This window comes from uncultured Sphingomonas sp. (assembly GCF_902806265.1).
Taxonomy (GTDB): Bacteria; Pseudomonadota; Alphaproteobacteria; order Sphingomonadales; family Sphingomonadaceae; genus Sphingomicrobium.
The window spans coordinates 72,797-90,533 of sequence record NZ_CADCVZ010000030.1 but is presented as its reverse complement, the minus strand read 5'-3'; the positions used below and the strand labels follow the sequence as shown (position 1 = coordinate 90,533).

At 68.1% G+C, this 17,737-nt stretch carries 19 protein-coding genes; 10 read left to right on the top strand and 9 right to left on the bottom strand.

Annotation, left to right across the window (positions count from 1 at the left end; all coding sequences use genetic code 11):
- Positions 1–20 precede the first annotated feature (20 nt).
- Both QZX62_RS07280 and QZX62_RS07275 read left to right on the top strand, forming a co-directional pair.
- Positions 21–2,639: a TonB-dependent receptor gene (locus QZX62_RS07280; protein WP_294173280.1), complete on the top strand. Its 2,619-nt coding sequence runs from the start codon at positions 21–23 to the stop codon at positions 2,637–2,639.
- 11 nt (positions 2,640–2,650) lie between these two features.
- Positions 2,651–3,925 carry an FAD-dependent oxidoreductase gene (locus QZX62_RS07275; RefSeq protein WP_294173279.1) on the top strand — a complete coding sequence of 425 codons (1,275 nt, stop codon included), beginning with the start codon at positions 2,651–2,653 and terminating at the stop codon, positions 3,923–3,925.
- On the opposite strand, the gene grpE is transcribed toward QZX62_RS07275, so the two are convergent.
- Together grpE and hrcA are read right to left on the bottom strand one after the other, a co-directional pair.
- Positions 3,922–4,464, bottom strand: coding sequence for a nucleotide exchange factor GrpE (gene grpE, locus QZX62_RS07270; protein WP_294173278.1), 543 nt, complete (start codon positions 4,462–4,464; stop codon positions 3,922–3,924). The two genes, QZX62_RS07275 and grpE, sit on opposite strands and share 4 nt — an antisense overlap.
- Positions 4,465–5,496: a heat-inducible transcriptional repressor HrcA gene (hrcA, locus tag QZX62_RS07265; protein WP_294173277.1), complete on the bottom strand. Its 1,032-nt coding sequence runs from the start codon at positions 5,494–5,496 to the stop codon at positions 4,465–4,467. It lies immediately after the preceding gene.
- 199 nt (positions 5,497–5,695) lie between these two features.
- Between hrcA and rph the strand changes: the two genes are divergently transcribed.
- The 3 genes from rph to hemW all read left to right on the top strand — a co-directional run bounded on the left by rph (position 5,696) and on the right by hemW (position 8,213).
- Entirely contained in the window at positions 5,696–6,400 is a 705-nt protein-coding gene (gene rph, locus QZX62_RS07260) for a ribonuclease PH (protein ID WP_294173276.1), read from the top strand.
- On the top strand, positions 6,397–7,008 hold the full coding sequence (gene rdgB, locus QZX62_RS07255) for an RdgB/HAM1 family non-canonical purine NTP pyrophosphatase (protein ID WP_294173275.1): 612 nt from the start codon (positions 6,397–6,399) through the stop codon (positions 7,006–7,008). Before rph ends, rdgB begins: the two co-directional genes overlap by 4 nt.
- Positions 7,009–7,091: 83 nt before the next feature.
- Entirely contained in the window at positions 7,092–8,213 is a 1,122-nt protein-coding gene (gene hemW, locus QZX62_RS07250; RefSeq protein ID WP_294173303.1) for a radical SAM family heme chaperone HemW, read from the top strand.
- Here hemW and QZX62_RS07245 read toward each other — a convergent pair.
- Positions 8,210–9,328: a penicillin-binding protein activator gene (locus QZX62_RS07245; protein WP_294173274.1), complete on the bottom strand. Its 1,119-nt coding sequence runs from the start codon at positions 9,326–9,328 to the stop codon at positions 8,210–8,212. The two genes, hemW and QZX62_RS07245, sit on opposite strands and share 4 nt — an antisense overlap.
- A 15-nt stretch (positions 9,329–9,343) precedes the next feature.
- Here QZX62_RS07245 and rsmI point away from each other — a divergent pair, with 15 nt between their 5' ends.
- Genes rsmI through QZX62_RS07225 form a run of 4 tightly spaced genes read left to right on the top strand, consistent with a single transcriptional unit; the run spans position 9,344 to position 12,110 of the window.
- Positions 9,344–10,180 carry a 16S rRNA (cytidine(1402)-2'-O)-methyltransferase gene (gene rsmI, locus QZX62_RS07240; protein WP_294173273.1) on the top strand — a complete coding sequence of 279 codons (837 nt, stop codon included), beginning with the start codon at positions 9,344–9,346 and terminating at the stop codon, positions 10,178–10,180.
- Positions 10,177–10,548 (top strand): YraN family protein, encoded by a 372-nt coding sequence (locus QZX62_RS07235; protein ID WP_294173272.1) that lies wholly within the window; start codon positions 10,177–10,179, stop codon positions 10,546–10,548. Before rsmI ends, QZX62_RS07235 begins: the two co-directional genes overlap by 4 nt.
- A gap of 9 nt (positions 10,549–10,557) precedes the next feature.
- Positions 10,558–11,508: a glutathione synthase gene (gshB, locus tag QZX62_RS07230; RefSeq protein WP_294173271.1), complete on the top strand. Its 951-nt coding sequence runs from the start codon at positions 10,558–10,560 to the stop codon at positions 11,506–11,508.
- Positions 11,505–12,110, top strand: coding sequence for a DedA family protein (locus tag QZX62_RS07225; RefSeq protein ID WP_294173270.1), 606 nt, complete (start codon positions 11,505–11,507; stop codon positions 12,108–12,110). The genes gshB and QZX62_RS07225 overlap by 4 nt, the downstream gene beginning before the upstream one ends.
- Positions 12,111–12,113: 3 nt before the next feature.
- On the opposite strand, the gene QZX62_RS07220 is transcribed toward QZX62_RS07225, so the two are convergent.
- The 3 genes from QZX62_RS07220 to fsa are packed head-to-tail and all read right to left on the bottom strand — an operon-like array spanning position 12,114 to position 14,275.
- Positions 12,114–13,040: a tyrosine recombinase XerC gene (locus QZX62_RS07220; RefSeq protein WP_294173269.1), complete on the bottom strand. Its 927-nt coding sequence runs from the start codon at positions 13,038–13,040 to the stop codon at positions 12,114–12,116.
- Complete coding sequence (locus QZX62_RS07215) at positions 13,022–13,579, bottom strand: DUF484 family protein (protein ID WP_294173268.1); 558 nt, start codon at positions 13,577–13,579, stop codon at positions 13,022–13,024. Before QZX62_RS07215 ends, QZX62_RS07220 begins: the two co-directional genes overlap by 19 nt.
- 42 nt (positions 13,580–13,621) lie before the next feature.
- A complete protein-coding gene (gene fsa / locus QZX62_RS07210; RefSeq protein ID WP_294173267.1) occupies positions 13,622–14,275 on the bottom strand; it encodes a fructose-6-phosphate aldolase in 654 nt (217 codons plus the stop codon).
- A gap of 64 nt (positions 14,276–14,339) precedes the next feature.
- Between fsa and QZX62_RS07205 the strand changes: the two genes are divergently transcribed.
- Positions 14,340–15,098, top strand: coding sequence for an enoyl-CoA hydratase-related protein (locus tag QZX62_RS07205; protein ID WP_294173265.1), 759 nt, complete (start codon positions 14,340–14,342; stop codon positions 15,096–15,098).
- On the opposite strand, the gene QZX62_RS07200 is transcribed toward QZX62_RS07205, so the two are convergent.
- Genes QZX62_RS07200 through QZX62_RS07190 form a run of 3 tightly spaced genes read right to left on the bottom strand, consistent with a single transcriptional unit; the run spans position 15,095 to position 17,675 of the window.
- Complete coding sequence (locus QZX62_RS07200; RefSeq protein ID WP_294173264.1) at positions 15,095–15,784, bottom strand: TadE family protein; 690 nt, start codon at positions 15,782–15,784, stop codon at positions 15,095–15,097. The two genes, QZX62_RS07205 and QZX62_RS07200, sit on opposite strands and share 4 nt — an antisense overlap.
- On the bottom strand, positions 15,781–16,272 hold the full coding sequence (locus tag QZX62_RS07195; RefSeq protein WP_294173263.1) for a TadE/TadG family type IV pilus assembly protein: 492 nt from the start codon (positions 16,270–16,272) through the stop codon (positions 15,781–15,783). Before QZX62_RS07195 ends, QZX62_RS07200 begins: the two co-directional genes overlap by 4 nt.
- A complete protein-coding gene (locus tag QZX62_RS07190; RefSeq protein ID WP_294173262.1) occupies positions 16,269–17,675 on the bottom strand; it encodes a pilus assembly protein TadG-related protein in 1,407 nt (468 codons plus the stop codon). The genes QZX62_RS07195 and QZX62_RS07190 overlap by 4 nt, the downstream gene beginning before the upstream one ends.
- Positions 17,676–17,737: the final 62 nt, after the last annotated feature.

Here is a 17,737-nt window from a genome sequence, read left to right as displayed (position 1 = left end):
CCGAAATCAGGGGGAACGAGATGCGTCTGTCCACGACGACTTTGACAGGGAGCCTGCTCGCCGGAACCGCGGCGATCGCTCTGGCTGTTCCGGCGAGCGCCCAGACCACGCAGGAAGAAGTCGCGCAGACGGTCAATCAGCCGGAGGAAACGCAGCAGGCGGATATCATCGTCACCGCGACCAAGCGCGCGTCGACCGTGCAGGACGTCCCCTTCTCGATCAACGCGCAGACCCAGGAAGACATCGAGCGCGCCAACGCGCAGACGATCGAGGACCTCAGCCGCAACATCGCGGGCCTGACGGTCCAGAACCTCGGGCCGGGGCAAAGCCAAGTGTCCGTGCGCGGCGTGTCAGCCGGGCAGATCGTCCGCGACCAGCCGGGCGTGAAGGAGCAGGTCGGCGTCTACCTCGACGAGAGCGTCATCTCCTTGTCCCTGTTCACGCCCGACTTCGACCTGTTCGACCTCAACCGCGTGGAAACGCTGCGCGGTCCGCAGGGCACACTGTTCGGATCGGGCAGCGTCGGCGGCACCATCCGCTACATCACCAACCAGCCGCGGCTCGGCGTGACCGAGGGGGTGGTCGAGGCCAACGTCAACGTCGCGGACGAGGATGACACCGGCTACCACCTGAAAGGCGCGATCAACCTGCCGCTGGGCGATACCGCCGCGCTACGGGTGGTCGGTTACGGCACGCACTTCCCCGGCTTCATCGATGCGATCGGCCCGGCACGCGGCCGCAATGTGAACGATGGTACCCGTGTCGGCACTCGGGTGTCGCTGCTGTGGGAGCCGACCGCCAACATCCGAATCACTCCGCGGGTGGTCTATCAGAAAATCCGCGCCGACGGCTTCAACCGCGAGGATGTGTACAACTTCTACACCAACCAGTTCACCACCTCGCAGCCGCGCCTGGAAGAGCGGCAGCAGTATTTGCAACTGCGAGAGGAGTTCAAGGACGACACGCTGCTCGCGGACCTGACCGGCAGCATCGACTTCGGCGGAGTCGAGCTGACCTCCGTCACCAGCTACATCAACCGCGACATCCTGGTCAGCCGCGATGCGTCGGCGCTGACGGGCTCGGTATTTATCTCCTTTGCGGGCGCCGCGCCGGCCGCCGCCGGGGGTGCGGCCCTCCCTTCCAACCTGCGCGACACGACCGATCTCAAGCAGTGGGCGCAGGAGCTTCGCCTGTCCTCGACCGGCGACGGCCCGTTCCAGTGGGTGCTTGGAGGCTTCTACTCCACGGTCGACCGGCAATATACTCAGCGCTTGCCAACTCCCGGCTCCGACGTATTCAGCCAGGCGTTCCTGGACGTGATCGCGCCGGGCACGCCGGTGTCGGCCACCCGCAACGGGTTTGATGCGGACAGCCCGTACAACGCAAACATCCCGTACGACATCAAGCAGCGGGCGGTCTTCGGCGAAGCGACCTACGACTTCGGCCAGATCAAGCTGACCGCCGGCGGGCGCTACTACAGCTTCAAGGAGACCCGCGACTTCATCTCGGGCGGCATCTTCGCCAACGGCGACACCTTCATCGACGACCGGACCAAGTCGAACGGCTTCTCGCCGCGTGGCATCGTCACCTGGGAGCCGACCGGCGACTTCAGCGTCAACGTCCAGGCCGCCAAGGGCTTCCGGCTGGGCGGCGTAAACGACCCGCTCAACATCCCGCTCTGCTCGGGCAATGACGCGGCGACCTTTGGCGGGCGGCCGACCTACGACGACGAAACGCTGTGGAACTACGAGGCCGGCTTCAAGTACGGTCGCGGGCCAATCACCTTCAACGCGGCGGCCTTCTACAACGACATCAAGGACCTGCAGGTCACCGCCGACGCCGGCAGCTGCTCATCGCGGGTGGTTTTCAACGTGCCCGAGGCACATGCCAAGGGCGTGGAGGCAGAACTCAGCGTGCGTCCGCTCGCCGGCCTCGACCTCTCGTTCGCCGGCAGCATCACCGATGCCGAGTTCGACAGCAGCGTCACCACTGCCGATGACCCCGCCACGCCGGCCAATGAAAGTGTTGTTATCGCCGGCATCCGCGAGGGCAACCGGCTGCCGACCGTACCCAAATACCAGTTCGCGGTTACGGCAAGCTACACGCAGCGGCTGACCAGTGCGATGGAAGGCTTCATCACAGCGAGCGTCCAGCGGGTCGGCAACCGGTTCACCCAGCCGAGCGACCAGGAGCCCGGCGCCGCGCTGATCGGCAACGCGCTGTTCTTCGACCCAGTTACCGGAGCCTTCGGCTCGGGCGTGAACGACTTCGGCAGCTTCCGCCTGCCGGCCTACACGCTCGTCAACCTGTCGACCGGAGTCGAGTTCGACAACGGGCTGGAGCTGCAGCTCTACGCGAACAACCTGTTCGACAAGAACCCCAAGCTGTCGCTCGATCGCGAGCGCGGCGCCCGGGCGCGCATCGGCTACAATGTCGGCCAGCCGCGGACCATCGGCCTGACCGCGCGTTATCGCTTCCGCTCGGAGCCTGCCCCGGTCGCGGCACCGCCGCCACCGCCGCCCGCGCCCGCTCCGGCCACGCAGACCTGCGCGGACGGGTCGGTGATCCTGGCGACCGACAGCTGCCCGGTTCCGCCGCCTCCACCGCCGCCGCCGCCAGCGGCGCCCGAGCGGGGCTGACGGCAAGCGCCGTGACCCGGGACGAGAGCATGCTTCCGGGACGGCCGCAGCTGGCAACAACCCGCCGGCAGCTGCTGGGCATGACGGCCGGGGCGCTCGCCGCTCCGGCTGTTCTGCGTGCGGCGCCGGCCGGCTCCGGCCTGCAGATCGCGGTGATCGGCGCGGGGGTGTTCGGCGCGTGGACGGCCGAGCAACTGCGGCGCGCCGGGCACCGGGTCACGCTGATCGACGCATGGGGGCCGGCGCACAGCCGTGCCTCGTCGGGCGGCGAAAGCCGGATGACCCGCGCGGCCTATGGCAAGGATGAGATCTACGCCCGAATGGCGCTGGCGAGCCTGGCCGAATGGAAGACACTGAGCGCCCGCGCCGGGCTGCCGATCTTCACCGCTCACGGCGTGCTGTTCTTCTTCCCGGACGAGGCGCCATACCTGCGCGACAGCCTGGCCGTGCACCGCCGACTGGGTCTTCCGACCGAGGCGCTGACCGGAGCGAAGATGGGTCGGCGCTTCCCGATGATCGACTTCGAGGGCGTCCGCGCCGGCTTGTTCGAGCCGCAGTTCGGCGCCCTGATGGCGCGGCGCGCGGTGCAGACGCTGGTCGCCGGCTTCGTGCAGGGCGGCGGGCGGTATCTCGCTGAGCGGGTGCAGCCGCCGGCGAACGAGCAGGCGGAACTCCGGACGGTGACCCTGTCCAGAGGGGAGCAGGTCGCGGCCGACCGCTTCGTCTTCGCCGCAGGACCCTGGCTGCCCAAGCTCTTCCCCGACGTGCTCGGACGGCGGATAGTGCCGACCCGGCAGGAGGTCTTCTACTTCGCGCCGCCCGCCGGCGATTCCCTGTTCCAGCCGGCCCGGATGCCGGGCTGGGCCGACTTCAACGGCGGCGACCTGTTCTACGGCTTCCCCGACCTGGAGGCGCGCGGCGTCAAGTTCGCGCGCGACACGCATGGGGCTGTGGTGGACCCCGACACGCAATCGCGGCGCCCGACCGATGCTGCGCTTGCTGCGGTTGTGGCCTTCCGCGACCGCCGCTTTCCTGGGCTGCGCGGCGCGCGCCTCGTCAGCGCGGAGGTCTGCCAATATGAGAACAGCTCGAACGGCGACTTCCTGATCGACCACCACCCACGCTGGCGCAACGTGTTGCTAGTCGGCGGTGGCTCCGGCCACGGCTTCAAGCATGGGCCGGAGGTCGGCCGGATGGCCGCCGCGCGGCTGCTCGGCACCGTGCCGCCGGAACCGCGCTTCAGCCTGGCGACCAAGGGCGAGTCCCAGCAGCGCGAGGTGGTCTAGGCGCCCCTCGCCACCCCCACCAGCGCCGGCCGCAGCAGCCGGTCCTTGAGCATGTAGCCCGCCTGCATCTCCTCGACGATCGTCCCCGGCTCGGCACCGGCCGACGGAATCTCGATCATCGCCTGGTGCTTGTTGGGGTCGAGCGGCTGGCCCTTGGCCTCCACCCGGGTGACCCCGTTGCGGGCGAACACCGCGTCCAGCTCGCGCAGCGTGGCGGCGATGCCGTCGACGAAATTCTTCAGCTTCTCGTCCCCCGCCGCATTGTCCGGCACATGCGACAACGCGCGCTCCAGATTGTCCTTCACCGCCAGCATGTCGCGGGCGAAGCCGGTGCTGGCATAGGCCGCGGCCTGCACCTTTTCGCCTTCCAGCCGGCGGCGCACGTTCTGCGCCTCGGCCGCGGCGTAGAGCGCCTTGCTGTTGGCCTCCTCCAGCTGCCGTTCGAGCTCGGCCACCCGGTCGTGCTCCTGCAGTTCGGGAGCCCCGGCGGCGGTTTCGTCACGGATCTCGTCCGCCTCGTCGTGAAGCTTGTCCTGCATCTATCCTATCAATCTTGTGAGTGCTTGCGCTGTGAAATCCACCATGGGCACCACCCGCGCATAGTTCAACCGCGTCGGCCCGATCACCCCCACAACGCCGACCACCTCCCCCTGGCTCCCACGGTAGGGCGCGGCGATCACGCTGGAGCCGGACAGAGCGAACATGCGGTTCTCGGAACCGATGAAGATGCGGCAGCCCTGCCCCTCGCGCGCGCCCTCGAGCAACCGGACGATCTCCTGCCGGTCCTCCAGCTCGTCCAGCAGCCGGCGGACGCGGTCGAGGTCGGCAGCCGCGGTCTCGTCGAGCAGATTAGCCTGGCCGCGGACGATCAGCACCGGGCGGCTGCGCGCGTCCTCGCGCCACTCGGCCAGGCCGGAAGCGACCAGCTCGGCGGCGGCGGAGTCGATCGCTTCGCGACGCTCGCGGATCTCGGTTCGAAGCCGGGCCTCGGCCTCGGCCAGGGTCAGCCCGGACAGCCGCGCGGTGACGTAGTTGGCGACTTCGGCCAGTGCCGCCGCCGTGGTGCCCGGGGGCAAACCGATTACCCGGTTCTCGACGCTACCGTCCGTCCCGACCAGCACCGCCAGCGCATCGCCTGGGCTGAGCGGCACGAAGGACAGCTGCTTCAAGCGCGGCTCGAACTTGGGAGCGACCACCACCCCGGCGCAGGCGGACAGGCCGGACAGGGCCGCGGTGGCGTTGGCCAGCGCTTCCTCCAGCGGCCGGTCGCGCAGCTGCGCCTCGATCGCCGCCCGCTCCCGGGTCCCGGGCATGCTCGCCTGCATGATGCCGTCGACGAACAGCCTGAGGCCGGTCTCGGTCGGAATGCGGCCGGCGGAGGTATGCGGGTGAGTGAGCAGCCCGCGCTCCTCCAGCTCCTGCATGACCGAGCGGATGGAAGCAGGCGACAGGTTGACGCTTCCGGCCAGCATCTTGGACCCGACCGGCTGCCCGCGCTCCAGGTAAGCCTCGACCACCAGCCCGAAGATCGAGCGCATGCGGTCGGTCAGTTCGATGATCGGCGGGGACATGGCGCCAGACTTAAGGGAGAGGACCGGCTCCCTCAATCCGTTCTGTCCGAGCCCTTCGACAAGCTCAGGATAAACTCCGTCGAGGACCTACTTCGAGAGCAGCCGAAAAACTATGCCTCGACTACGCTCAGCAGGGTCCCTCGACTTCGCTCGGGACGAACGGGTATGGGCAGCCGCGAACCAGTACCAGGAGACCTCCATGCGCCCCAGCGGCCGCGCCCCCGACCAGATGCGTGCCCTCAGTTTCGAGCCCGGCTTCACCCACCATGCGGAGGGCAGCTGCCTGGTGAGCTTCGGCGAGACCCGCGTGCTGGTCACCGCGTCGGTCGAGGAGAAGGTCCCGCCGTTCCTGCGCGGCAAGGGTCAGGGCTGGGTCACCGCCGAGTACGGCATGCTGCCCCGCGCCACCCACACCCGCGGGGCGCGCGAGGCGGCCAAGGGCAAGCAGTCGGGGCGGACGCAGGAGATCCAGCGGCTGATCGGGCGCTCGCTGCGGGCGGTCACCGAACTGACAAAGCTGGGTGAGCGGCAGATCGTGCTCGACTGCGACGTGATCCAGGCCGACGGGGGCACGCGCACCGCCGCGATCTCCGGCGCCTGGGTCGCGCTGCGGCTGGCGGTGGATGGGCTGAAGCTGCCGGCCGATCCGATCCGCACGCAGGTAGCGGCGGTGTCGTGCGGAATGCATGGGCGCGCGGCGGTGCTGGACCTCGACTATGCCGAGGACTCGACCGCCGGCAGCGATGGCAATTTCGTGCTGACCGCGGACGGGGCAATCGTGGAAGCGCAGCTGACCGCCGAAGGCGAGACGTTCGACGAGGAAGGGCTGCTGCGGCTGCTCCGTCTGGCGAGGATCGGCTGCGGCGAAATCTTCGAAGCGCAGCGCCGGGCGGTCGGCCAGTGAGGGAGATCGGGTCCAGGCTGGTCATTGCCACGCACAATTCCGGCAAGCTGCGCGAGATCAGAGCATTGATGGAGCCGTTCGGGATCGAGTGCGTCGGGGCCGCCGAGCTGGACTTGCCCGAGCCCGAGGAGACGGGCACCACCTTCGTCGACAATGCCGACCTCAAGGCCAGGCAGGCGGCGGACCTCAGCGGTCTGCCGACGCTGGCCGACGACAGCGGTTTGGCCGTGGATGCGCTCGGCGGACGGCCCGGCATCTTCTCCGCGCGCTGGGCCGAGGACGAGACGGGCAAGCGCGACTGGCTGCGGGCCATGGAGCGGGTCTGGCGCGAAACGGAGGCGCAAGGGCCTGACGCCGGGCACGATGCCCACTTCGTCTGCGCGCTGGCGTTGGCCTGGCCGGAAGACGGGCAGGCGGAGAGCTTCGAAGGGAGGGTGCACGGCACGCTGGTGTGGCCGCCGCGGGGCGAGCGCGGCTTCGGCTACGACCCGATGTTCGTGCCGGCGGGTGGACAGCAGACCTTCGGCGAGATGGACCCGGAGCAGAAGCACGCGATCAGCCACCGCGCGGATGCGTTTAGAAAGCTGGTTGGGTGGTTGAAGGCGTAACCTCGCCAACTGTGTTGGGCGAAGGTGCAGTTGCTTCACGTGCGTCCCTCGACTTCGCTCGGGAACAGCGGAGTTCCTCCGACCTGGCCCTGTACATTCACTGGCCGTTCTGCGTCAGCAAATGCCCATACTGCGACTTCAATAGCCACGTGCGCGCTGGCATCGACCAGGACGCATGGCGTGACTCGCTGCTGCGCGACCTGGCGCACGAGGCGGCGTTGCTGCCCGGGCGGCGGCTGACGAGCATCTTCTTCGGCGGGGGGACGCCCTCGCTGATGACGCCGGTGACAGTTGCGGCCTTGGTCGAGGCGGCGACAGCGCACTGGACGCCGGCTGACGAGCTGGAGATCACGCTGGAAGCCAACCCCTCGTCCGTTGAGGCGGAGCGCTTCGCCGACTTGGCGGCCTCGGGAGTGAACCGGGTCAGCCTGGGGCTGCAGTCGCTCGACGAGGATGCGTTGCGTTTCCTCGGGCGAGCGCATTCGGTAGGCGAAGGCCTCGCCGCATTGGCCACCGCGCAGCGCCACTTCGGGCGGGTCAGCTTCGACCTTATCTACGCGCTGCCGGAACAGACCGCGGAGCAATGGTCGGCGATGCTGACCCAGGCGCTGTCGTTCGGGACCGACCATCTGTCGCTCTACCAGCTGACGATCGAGCCGGGTACGCGCTTCGCCGCGCTGCATGCGGCGGGCAAGTTCGAGCCGCTGGACGCCGACCGTTCGGCCGACCTGTTCGAGCTCACCGCCGCGATGACGGACGCAGCCGGCATCCCCGCCTATGAAATCAGCAACCACGCGCGGCCGGGCGCGGAGAGCCGGCACAATCTGACCTACTGGCGCTACGGCGACTACGCCGGCGTCGGCCCCGGCGCGCACGGCCGCCGGCTGGGCGCGCGAACAGTGCGGCATCGCAAGCCCGAGAACTTCCTGGCGGCGGTTGCGCGGAACGGACACGGGCTGGTCGAGGAAGCACTGCTCAGCGTCGAGGAGAAGGCCGCTGAGGCGCTGGTCATGGGCCTTCGGCTGGCCGAAGGCATCGATCCCGCCGCCCTGACGGAGCGGCTTGGGGTCGGGAGCTTGATCGACCCGGCTGCCGCTGCGCGGCTGCAGAAGCTAGGGCTGGTCGAACACACCCCCCGGCGGCTGAAGGCCACGCCCGCCGGGCGGCTGCTCCTCGACCGCATCCTTGCCGAGATCGCCGTTTAGCGGGTGAAGCTGGCGGGCGCCGGCGAGACGACGCTGTACCCTGCGGCGGTCACCTGGCGCACCTCGAGCCCGCGCTGTGCGACCCGGTCCGGACCGAAGCGGAACACCCCGTCAACCCCGACGAAGCCCTCAGGGCTGGTGAGCAGGTCGACCGGAAAGGTACGGCGAGGATCCCACTGCCGAGTGGCGCTGACTGTCAGCAGCATCGAGTCGTAGCCGAGGCTCGCAATCCGCGGTGGCACGCTGCCGTAGCTGGTGCGGTAGCGGCTAACGAGCTGGCCGAAGCGCTCGTCGGAAGGCGCCGCATACCAGGCGCCGCGCAGGCGAGCTGTTGCGCCCAAGTTCCGCTCGCCCGCCCATAGGTCGGTGCCTAGCAGCCGCACGCCGCCGCGGAGCTGCGGAGCGGTCGGCGCTGCAACCCGGCCCGTGTCGGCGAGGAGCACTGCGTCGAAGTCGCCGCGACGTCCCAGCCGGCGAGCCCCCGCGCGCGCCTCGCCCGGTGCCGCGTAGCTTTCCGCCGCGACGACCTGCCCGCCGTTGCGCCCCACCGAAGCCAGATAGGCTTGGGCGGAGCGCTGGCCATAGACGTTGGCGGGAGTGAGTGCGGCGAAGCGGCTGGCACCTCGCTGCCGGGCATAGCCGACCACCCGGTCGATTGACTGGCCGGGCACCACGCCCAGGATGAACACGCCAGGGCCGGTCGCGCTCTGGTCGTTCGAATAGGCGATCACCGGAACCCGCGCCCGTTCTGCCAGCGGGGCAATCGCGCGCACCTGGTCGCTGAGCAGGGGGCCGAGGATCAAGCGGTTACCTCCGGCGAGCGCGCGCCCGGCCGCCGCCGCCGCTCCACCCTCAGCCGTGTTAAAGATGGTCAGCGCAACCGACTGATTGCCCGTGTCCGCCAGCGCCAGGCGGGCGGCGTTGGCGAGCGCCTGGCCAACCGGAGCGTCCTCTCCCGTCAGCGGCACCAGCAGGGCGACCTGGTGCCGGGCCGGGATGCCCCGTTCCACCGGCGCCCGGCCAGGCCGACCGATGCAGCCGGTGAGCAGCAGAGCCGACAGGCCGGCGAAAACGAAGGTGCGGCGCGCTTGCGGGAACGGTCGGGAGAATGCCATTGCGTGGCCCACCTCATGAACAACGAGCCCCTCCCCGCCGGACTGTATATCGTGGCGACGCCGATCGGCAATCTCGGCGACCTGTCGCAGCGGGCGGCCGATACGTTGCGCCGGGCCGACCTCATACTGGCGGAGGACAAGCGGGTCACCGCCAAGCTGCTTGCCCACGCCGAAGTGCGCACCCGGATGCGGACCTACCACGACCATTCAGGCGAGACGGAACGCGAGCGGATCGTGGCGGAGCTCGCCGACAAGGCAGTGGCGCTGGTCAGCGACGCCGGCACGCCGCTGATCTCCGATCCCGGGTACAAGCTGGTGCGGGCGGCGCGCGAGGCGGGACATGCGGTGCACACGCTGCCGGGTCCCTGCGCAGCGGTCGCCGCCTTGACGCTAGCCGGACTGCCGACCGACCGCTTCCTGTTCCTGGGGTTCCTGCCGACCAAGGCCAAGGCGCGGGCGGAAACGATCGCGGAGGTCGCGACCGTGCGTGCCAGCCTGGTGCTGTACGAGAGCGGGCCACGGCTGGCGGAGTCGCTGCAGGCGCTGGGCGACGGGCTCGGCTCCCGCGAAGCCGCGGTCGCGCGGGAGATCAGCAAACTCTACGAAGAATGCGTGACCGGCAACTTGGCGGAGCTTGCGGAGCGCTACGCCGATACTCCGCCCAAAGGCGAGATCGTAATCGTGGTGGGTCCGCCACCCGCCGCCGCCGAAGCCACCAATGAGCAACTCGACCAGGCGCTGGATGAGGCGCTTGCCATCATGACACCGTCGCGCGCCGCTGCCGCCGTAGCCGAGCAGCTCGGCCTGCCGCGCAAGCGGGTCTATGCCCGTGCGCTGGAACGCGGCCGGTGAGGCGCCGGGAAGCGGAGCGACGCGGGCGCTGGGCCGAGCGGCTCGCGGGATGGTGGCTGCAGCTGCACGGCTGGCGTATTCTGGCACGGCGTGCCCGAGTGCCCGGCGGCGAAGTCGACCTGGTGGTCCGGCGCGGACGCACGCTGGCCGTTGTCGAGGTCAAGGCGCGCCGGGACGAGCGTGCGGCCGCCATGGCGCTCGACCGCTCACGGCTGAAGCGGGTGGCGGTGGCGGCCGAGCGGCTCACCCCGCGCTATGGCCGCGGTTGCGACACGGTGCGAGTGGACGCGCTCTACGTCCTGCCCGGCCGCTTGCCGCGCACGTGCCCGACGTCTGGGCCGGGTGACAATGGCCGTTCCCTCGCCTAGGCGGCGCTCATGCCGCTGACAATCGCCGTGCAGATGGACCCGCTCGAGGGAATCAACATCGCCGGCGATTCCACCTTTGCCCTGATGCTCGAAGCCCAGGCGCGCGGTCACCGGCTGTTCCATTATCGGGCCGACCAGCTGACTTACGAGGACGGACGGCTGCGCGCGCTCGCCCGACCGGTCGAAGTGCGCCGGGTTGAGGGCGATCATTTCACTGCGGGAGAGCCGCGATCGCTCGACCTCGCCGACGACAGCGATGTGGTGCTGATGCGCCAGGACCCCCCGTTCGACATCGCCTACATCACCGCCGCGCACCTGCTTGAGCGGCTCGCCGGCCGCACGCTGGTGGTGAACGATCCGCGCAGCGTCCGCGACGCGCCGGAGAAGCTGTGGGTGCTCGACTTTGCCCGCTTCATGCCAGCGACGCTGATCACCCGTTCGTTCCAGGAGCTGACCGCCTTTCACAAGCGTCACGGCGAGATCGTGGTCAAGCCGCTGCACGGCAACGCGGGCGCCGCCGTGTTCCGCATCGGCGCCGACGGTACCAACCTGCGGGCGTTGGCCGAGCTGTTCAGCGAAGTCTGGCGAGAGCCGTTCATCGCCCAAGCCTTCCTGCCCGCGGTCAGCGAGGGCGACAAGCGCATCATCCTGGTGGACGGAGAACCCGTCGGCGCGATCAATCGCATTCCGGGCGAGGGCGAGATCCGCTCCAACCTGGCCGCGGGAGGGACCGCCGCCAAGACCGAGCTGACCGAGCGCGAACGGGAGATCTGCGCCGCGCTCGGTCCCGAGCTCAAGGCGCGCGGGCTGCTGTTCGTAGGTATCGACGTGATCGGCGGGCGGCTGACGGAGATCAACGTGACCTCGCCGACGGGCCTAGTTGCACTGGACCGATTTAATGGCACGAACACGCCCGGCATCATCTGGGACGCCATCCAACGGAAGCTGCACGCATCATGACCGACTGGGTGTTCCGGCTCATCGACACGACCGGCTATGTCGGCGTGTTCCTACTGATGTTCCTGGAAACGGTGTTCCCGCCGATCCCTTCCGAAGTGATCATGCCGGTGGCAGGGCTCCGCGCCGCTCAAGGCCCGCTTCACCTCGCAGGCGTGATCGGCGCAGGCTCGGCCGGCGCGATGGTCGGCAACTTCTTCTGGTACCTGCTCGCGCGGGTGATTGGGATGAAGCGCTTCCACCCGTTCATCGACCGCCACGGCCGCTGGCTCACCATGGACTGGGGCGACGTGCAGAAAGCCGAGCGGCTGTTCGGCCGCTTCGGCGGCGTGGTGGTCGGCATCGGCCGGGTGCTGCCCACGGTCCGCTCGGTGGTCTCCATCCCTGCGGGGCTGCTGCACATGCGGCTGAGGACCTTCCTCATCTGGTCCACCGTGGGCACCGTAGTCTGGAGCAGCGGGCTGGCGGTCGCTGGCTATCTGCTCGGCCGCCGCTTCGATCGAATCGAAGAGGTGGTCGGGCCGCTCTCGACCGTGGTGATCGGTGCGATCGTCTTGCTCTACCTGTGGCGGCAACTCACCTGGCGGCGGCGCCACCCAAGCTGAAAGTCAGGCCCGCGGGTGGGCATGGCGATAGACGTCGAGCAGCCGCGCTGCGTCCACGCCCGTGTAGATCTGCGTGGACGAGAGGCTGGCGTGGCCCAGCAGCTCCTGCAGCGAGCGGAGGTCGGCCCCGCGGGCGAGGAGGTGGGTGGCGAAGCTATGCCGTAGCGCGTGGGGCGTCAGCGTGTCGGGCAGGCCGAGGCGGCGGCGTGCAGCCTGCGCGGCACGGCGCACCAGGTCCGGATTGAGCGGTCCGCCCCGCGCGCCGAGGAACAGCGGCGAGCTGCCGCGGACCGGCCACGGGCATTGCTTCACATAGGCGTCGATCGCCTCACGCACTGCCGGGATCAACGGCACCACCCGCGGCTTGCTGCGCTTGCCGACGACTCGGAGCGTCGAACCCAAGGGCAGCACCCGGGCGGTCAGCGACATGGCTTCAGCGACCCGCAGGCCAGAGCCGTAGAGCAGCAGCAGCACTGCCAGATCACGGGCCCCGATCCACGGCTCCGTCGCTGCCTCGCCGGCATCTTCGGCCAGCGCCATGGCATCGGCGGGCGACGCGGGCCGCGGCAGGGTGCGCGGCCGCTTGGGCGCGCGGGTTCGCGGCAATTGCGGCTGCTCGCCAAGGTCGTCCGCAGCGAACTTCAGAAAAGCTCGCACGGCCGACAGCTCGCGCGCGGCGGAGGAAGGACCAAGCCCTTCGCTGCGCCGCGCGGCGAGAAAGCCGCGAAGATCGGCCGGCGCGATTGTCAGCAGCGCGTAGCGGCCGATCGCCTCGCCGCGGTGCCGGGCCATGAAGCCGATAAAACGATGCGCCGTCGCCTGGTAAGCGCGGACGGTATGGGGGCTGCGACGGCGGTCGTGCGCCAGATGGTCGCCGAAGCGGACGGCAAGCGCCTCCGCCGTGTCCCCCGTCAGATCTCGCCCGCCCACCGCGCAATCATAGCCGACAAGCTGCGGCCAAGGAACATCAGAAGCTCCGAGCCATGGCGGCCGTCGAGGCTGGGTTGGGTCCGCTGTCCCAGCGCCAACAGTCCCGCCGGCACGTCGCCCGGCAAGCGGATCAGTGCTTCGGCCCGGATGAGGTCGCACGCGGGGCCGAACAGGGGGTGGCCACGCTCGACGCCGCGAAGGATCACGCCGTCGACCTGCGTCAAGGATCGCCCGAGCATCGCCGCATCGACCAGCTGAGCGCCGCCCGCGTCGACCCTGAAGCCGCGTCCGCCGACCACCAGCGCCAGGGCCACTGCGTCGATCCGCAGAATGAGCGGCCATTCCTGGGTCACCACGTGCAGCAGCGCATCGAAGCTCGGCGCTTCCATTGCGGCCAGCACCGCGCCGTGAATTGATTGCACCGCCCCCGAGTGGCCGCGGGCGAATGCGAGCAGGTCCTGGTTGGCTTCCTCCGCCGCGGCGCAGCGTGCACGCAGCCGGGCCAGCGCATGGTCCTCGAACTGGATCACCCTTGCCATGGCAGCAGGATGTCGCAGGTCGAGGTTAATTTCCAGTGCGGATCAGACGATGGTCTGACCCGTACCTTCCCAGTCCTTAAGGAACGCCGCCACGCCATTGTCTGTCAGCGGATGCTTGATCAGCTGGTGGATGATCTTGGGCGGTGCCGTCATGACGTCGGCGCCGATCCTGGCGGCTTCCACCACATGCATCGGGTGGCGCACGGAGGCGACTAGGATCTGCGTGGCGAAGTCGTAATTGTCGTAAATGAGGCGGATGTCCGCGATCAGCGCCATGCCGTCGAAGCCGACATCGTCGTGCCGCCCGACGAACGGTGAGATGAAGGTCGCCCCTGCCTTGGCGGCGAGCAGCGCTTGCGCCGCGGAGAAGCACAAGGTGACGTTGACCATTGTCCCGTCCGAGGTCAGCGCCTTGCACGCCTTCAAGCCCGCCGTGGTGAGCGGTACCTTGATCGCGATGTTGTCGGCGATGCGCCGAAGCACCTCCGCCTCGCGCATCATTTCGTCGTAGTCGGCTGCGACTACCTCCGCGCTGACCGGGCCTGAAACGACGCGGGCGATCTCCCGTACCGACTCGAGAAAGTTGCGCCCGGCCTTGGCGACTAGGGTCGGGTTGGTGGTGACCCCGTCCAGCAGCCCGGTCTCAGCAAGCTCGCGGATCTCGGCAACGTCAGCGGTGTCGGCGAAGAACTTCATGGATCCGGTCCTCGACTGGGTTCGGCGATTGCGCGGCGCTTAGCGGGTCGTCACAAGGGCGTCCATGATCGAGCACCTCCTAGTCGAGCGCAGCGGGCCACGCCTTAAGCTCACCATGAACCGGCCCGAGCGGCGCAACGCTATAACCGTCGCGATGTATGCAGCGCTGGCGGACGCCATCGAAGGAGCGGCCGGGGACGACGATGTTCGGGTCATCACCCTGGAAGGCGCCGGCGAGGACTTCACCGCGGGCAACGACCTCGGCGACTTCCTGAACGCGCTCCCTCAGGACGGAAGCGACATCCCGGTCTGGCGGCTACTGCGCGCGCTGGCGCGGAACATGGTGCCGCTGGTCGCCGCGGTGCACGGCAATGCGGTGGGCATTGGCACCACCATGCTGTTCCACTGCGACTTGGTGGTGGCGGAGGAAGGCAGCCGCTTCCACATGCCCTTCACCGACCTTGGGCTGGTGCCGGAAGCAGCCAGCTCGCTGATCCTACCGCGGCTGGCCGGACGGCGGGTTGCCGCGCGGCACCTGCTGCTGGGCGAGCCGTTCGGGGTGGAAGAAGCGGAGCGTTACGGCCTCGTCAGCCACCGCGCCGCTGCCGGGAGGCTAACGGAGCGACTGGACGCGGTAGTAACGGCGCTGCTGGCCAAGCCACCCGAAGCGCTACGCCTGACGCAGAGATTGCTGCGCGGTCCAAGCCAAGAGGACGCTCTGGAGCGGATGGACCTAGAGAACGGCCATTTCGCCGAGCGGCTGCAGTCGGCCGAGGTGAAGGCGGCGATCGCCGCCTTCTTCTCCGCGCGGGCGAAAGCTTAGCAGGGTTTACCGTTCTTTTTTAAGCATACTGGCGGCGTCGTCGTCGGCGGCGTCGTCGTCGGTGGCGGCGTCGTCGTCGGTGGCGGCGTCGTCGTCGGCGGCGGATCGGTCGCCGGCGGGTCGGTGGGCGGCGGGTCGGTCGGTGGCGGATCGGTCGGCGGCGGGTCAGTCGGCGGCGGGTCGGTGGGACCCGTTCCGCCACCCGTGCCACCGCCGGAGCCGGAGCCCGAGCCTGAACCGCTACCCGATCCTGAACCGCTGCCTGTAGCGGTGCTTGCCACCCATACTCGCTTGGCCTTCACCAAGCTGACAACCGGCCCCCTGAAGAACAACAAGTCGGTATTCTGACGATAGGTCACCTCAAGATCCTTGTAGCCTGCAAGGCTCTCGTTGAGTGGTGTGGCCGGGTCGTCCACCGGATCGGTAACGCTGGTGTCGAACTCGCCCGGCCCGATGCCGTAGACCGCCTCGTTCATCTTAGTTTGGATCTGGGCATCGGTAGGCGTCGGGAATAGGGTTGCAAGTCGCGCACCCTGCCCAAGAGAATGTTGAATGCCCGAGTTGGCCCGGTATAGCAGTCCAAGTTGAACCATCATGTAGATCAGCACGACAAAGGTCGGCAGAGCGAACGCTAGTTCGACGATAGTCGCGCCACTCGCGTTGCGCAGAAGATGTCGGTTCTTCATTTCGTGCGCATCCCTGCCTTGGCTTGTACCATGTAGTTGCCGTTCGCGAGCTTCGTTCCCATGCTCAGCGCAGGGAAGAACGGCGTATATTGATCAGTCACGACGACTAGGATGTAATGCCCTTCGGTCTCAGTGGCGGCGCATGGCTCTCCCTCGGCGAGCCCGGTTTCATCATCACGGGTCACGTCCGGCATCAGTCGCCTGTCGCAATAGCGAGGGAAGGTCACGGTGACCTGGCTTTCGTCGACATCGGCCTGGATGGCCACCTCGCCGGCGATTGTATCCTGCACGTTGGCAAGCTCGGTGGTCTGCATGACCTTCTCGACCGCGCGCTGTGCGCCTTGCTCCAGTGCCAGCTTGCGACTGAAGGCATTGCCGATGTCGGCTGCGCCCATCAGCAGGCAGGCAAGGATTGGTGCTGCGATGGCCAGCTCGACGATTGCGACTCCCCGCTCGTCGCGGTGCAGTTGGCGAAGGGGGCGCATCATGCCACCAGCCTCACCAGCCAGCCGCCGCCGGTATGCCCCCGCATCCCGGCATGTCCGCAAGTGCTGCCCATTCTGAAGGAGCTGTTACCGCTGAAGTCCACCCGGGCCGCAATCATCTGCATGCACTTGTCTTGCGCGACGCCGCCGCCGCCGTTGTACATCAGCGATCGGCTGGGCATGTAGACCACTCCCTGTATGCCGGAGGTGTTGTTGCCGTTGACGTGGTTGGTCCCGCGCTTGTTGTCGTCCTCCGCCATGCGGTCCTGATAAAGGACCACGCCCATGTAGGGGTTGCCGACCGCGGTGGCGCCAGGAGCGGAGATGTTCACGGTTCCGCCGTTCAGGCGAATGTTGCCGGTCTCTGCCCGATCGTCGAAGTTCGTCATGATGATCGTACAGCCGCTGCAATTTAGCTTGGCACCGCTTTCCGTCATTTTCAGGTCATCGCTGCTTCCGCTGGTGTTGATCACATAGGTTGCAGGAGCCAGGGTCAGTTCCGCCTTGATGTCGAAGCCGCCATCGATGCAGATCGTCTTGCCTGTGTGGCTCGCCGCAGGAGTGGTCGTCGGTGTGTCCCTGAAATCCGTGTCCACGGTAAGCTGAGAACCGAAGTCGAGCCGGAGGGCAGGATCAGGATCGCAGTCGGCTTCGGTGGGCGTCGGCAAGTCCGCGTAAGGATCGGCTGCCGGCTCACTGTACGGGTAGTAATTGTCGACGTCCCAGTTTTCCGACTCTGAATATTCCACCCCACCTGCGGCGGCGATGCAGCCTGCCCGGACCGTCGAACCGGAGCCCGTATTCTTGAAGGCTTGGTTCGGGTGCTTGGAATTCGAGATTAAGCAACAGTCGCCAAGGTTCACATCCGTGCTGCCGCCGATGTCGGAGCCGACAACGTCCCGGGGATCAAGCGCGATCACGCAATATTCGCCGGCCCCGGGGACGCTGGCTGCGGTGGAGCTTACCGTGATGGTCGGCGGCGCGGAGATGAAGAATGAACTGAATGCCAATTCCTTCTTCAGCTTCAGGGTAACGCTGACCTGGTTCATCCGCCTGTCGGCACCTGTGCCAACATCCGCAGGGCATGTCAGTATCGGGTTGCCGGTTACCGGGCAGGTCGCGGGAATCGCCTCGAGGAGCGTTCCAGCATGCTGATTGAGCGCGAGATCGCGCAGAATAGCGTCACTCACCCCGGTGGTAGCCCCGAGCGGGGTCACGTTCCGCTGGTACACGCCGGCGATCGCCGCCGAGTCCGCGGCGCGTTGCAGTTGGCGCTTCCACAATGCCCATTGGATGGTGTCGGTGGCAAGCCCCGCCATGCCGATCAACATCGGCATGCCCGCCGCCATGAGGATCAGGACGTTGCCCCGCTTGTCGCGCCAAAGCGCCCTCAAGAAGCTCAACATGCCTCGTTTGCTCCCCTTACATCGCCAGACGTCCCGGCACCTTTGGGCCTACCACTAGTCCC

Bases quoted from the DNA above. Each gene is read 5' to 3' on its own strand.
- QZX62_RS07200 (WP_294173264.1), bottom strand. From the start codon at position 15,784: ATGAAGAACCGACATCTTCTGCGCAACGCGAGTGGCGCGACTATCGTC.
- QZX62_RS07225 (WP_294173270.1), top strand. From the start codon at position 11,505: ATGACCGACTGGGTGTTCCGGCTCATCGACACGACCGGCTATGTCGGC.
- hrcA (WP_294173277.1), bottom strand. From the start codon at position 5,496: ATGTCCCCGCCGATCATCGAACTGACCGACCGCATGCGCTCGATCTTC.
- QZX62_RS07205 (WP_294173265.1), top strand. From the start codon at position 14,340: ATGATCGAGCACCTCCTAGTCGAGCGCAGCGGGCCACGCCTTAAGCTC.
- QZX62_RS07195 (WP_294173263.1), bottom strand. From the start codon at position 16,272: ATGATGCGCCCCCTTCGCCAACTGCACCGCGACGAGCGGGGAGTCGCA.
- gshB (WP_294173271.1), top strand. From the start codon at position 10,558: ATGCCGCTGACAATCGCCGTGCAGATGGACCCGCTCGAGGGAATCAAC.
- grpE (WP_294173278.1), bottom strand. From the start codon at position 4,464: ATGCAGGACAAGCTTCACGACGAGGCGGACGAGATCCGTGACGAAACC.
- rph (WP_294173276.1), top strand. From the start codon at position 5,696: ATGCGCCCCAGCGGCCGCGCCCCCGACCAGATGCGTGCCCTCAGTTTC.
- QZX62_RS07245 (WP_294173274.1), bottom strand. From the start codon at position 9,328: ATGGCATTCTCCCGACCGTTCCCGCAAGCGCGCCGCACCTTCGTTTTC.
- rsmI (WP_294173273.1), top strand. From the start codon at position 9,344: ATGAACAACGAGCCCCTCCCCGCCGGACTGTATATCGTGGCGACGCCG.
- QZX62_RS07190 (WP_294173262.1), bottom strand. From the start codon at position 17,675: ATGTTGAGCTTCTTGAGGGCGCTTTGGCGCGACAAGCGGGGCAACGTC.
- QZX62_RS07280 (WP_294173280.1), top strand. From the start codon at position 21: ATGCGTCTGTCCACGACGACTTTGACAGGGAGCCTGCTCGCCGGAACC.
- fsa (WP_294173267.1), bottom strand. From the start codon at position 14,275: ATGAAGTTCTTCGCCGACACCGCTGACGTTGCCGAGATCCGCGAGCTT.
- QZX62_RS07215 (WP_294173268.1), bottom strand. From the start codon at position 13,579: ATGGCAAGGGTGATCCAGTTCGAGGACCATGCGCTGGCCCGGCTGCGT.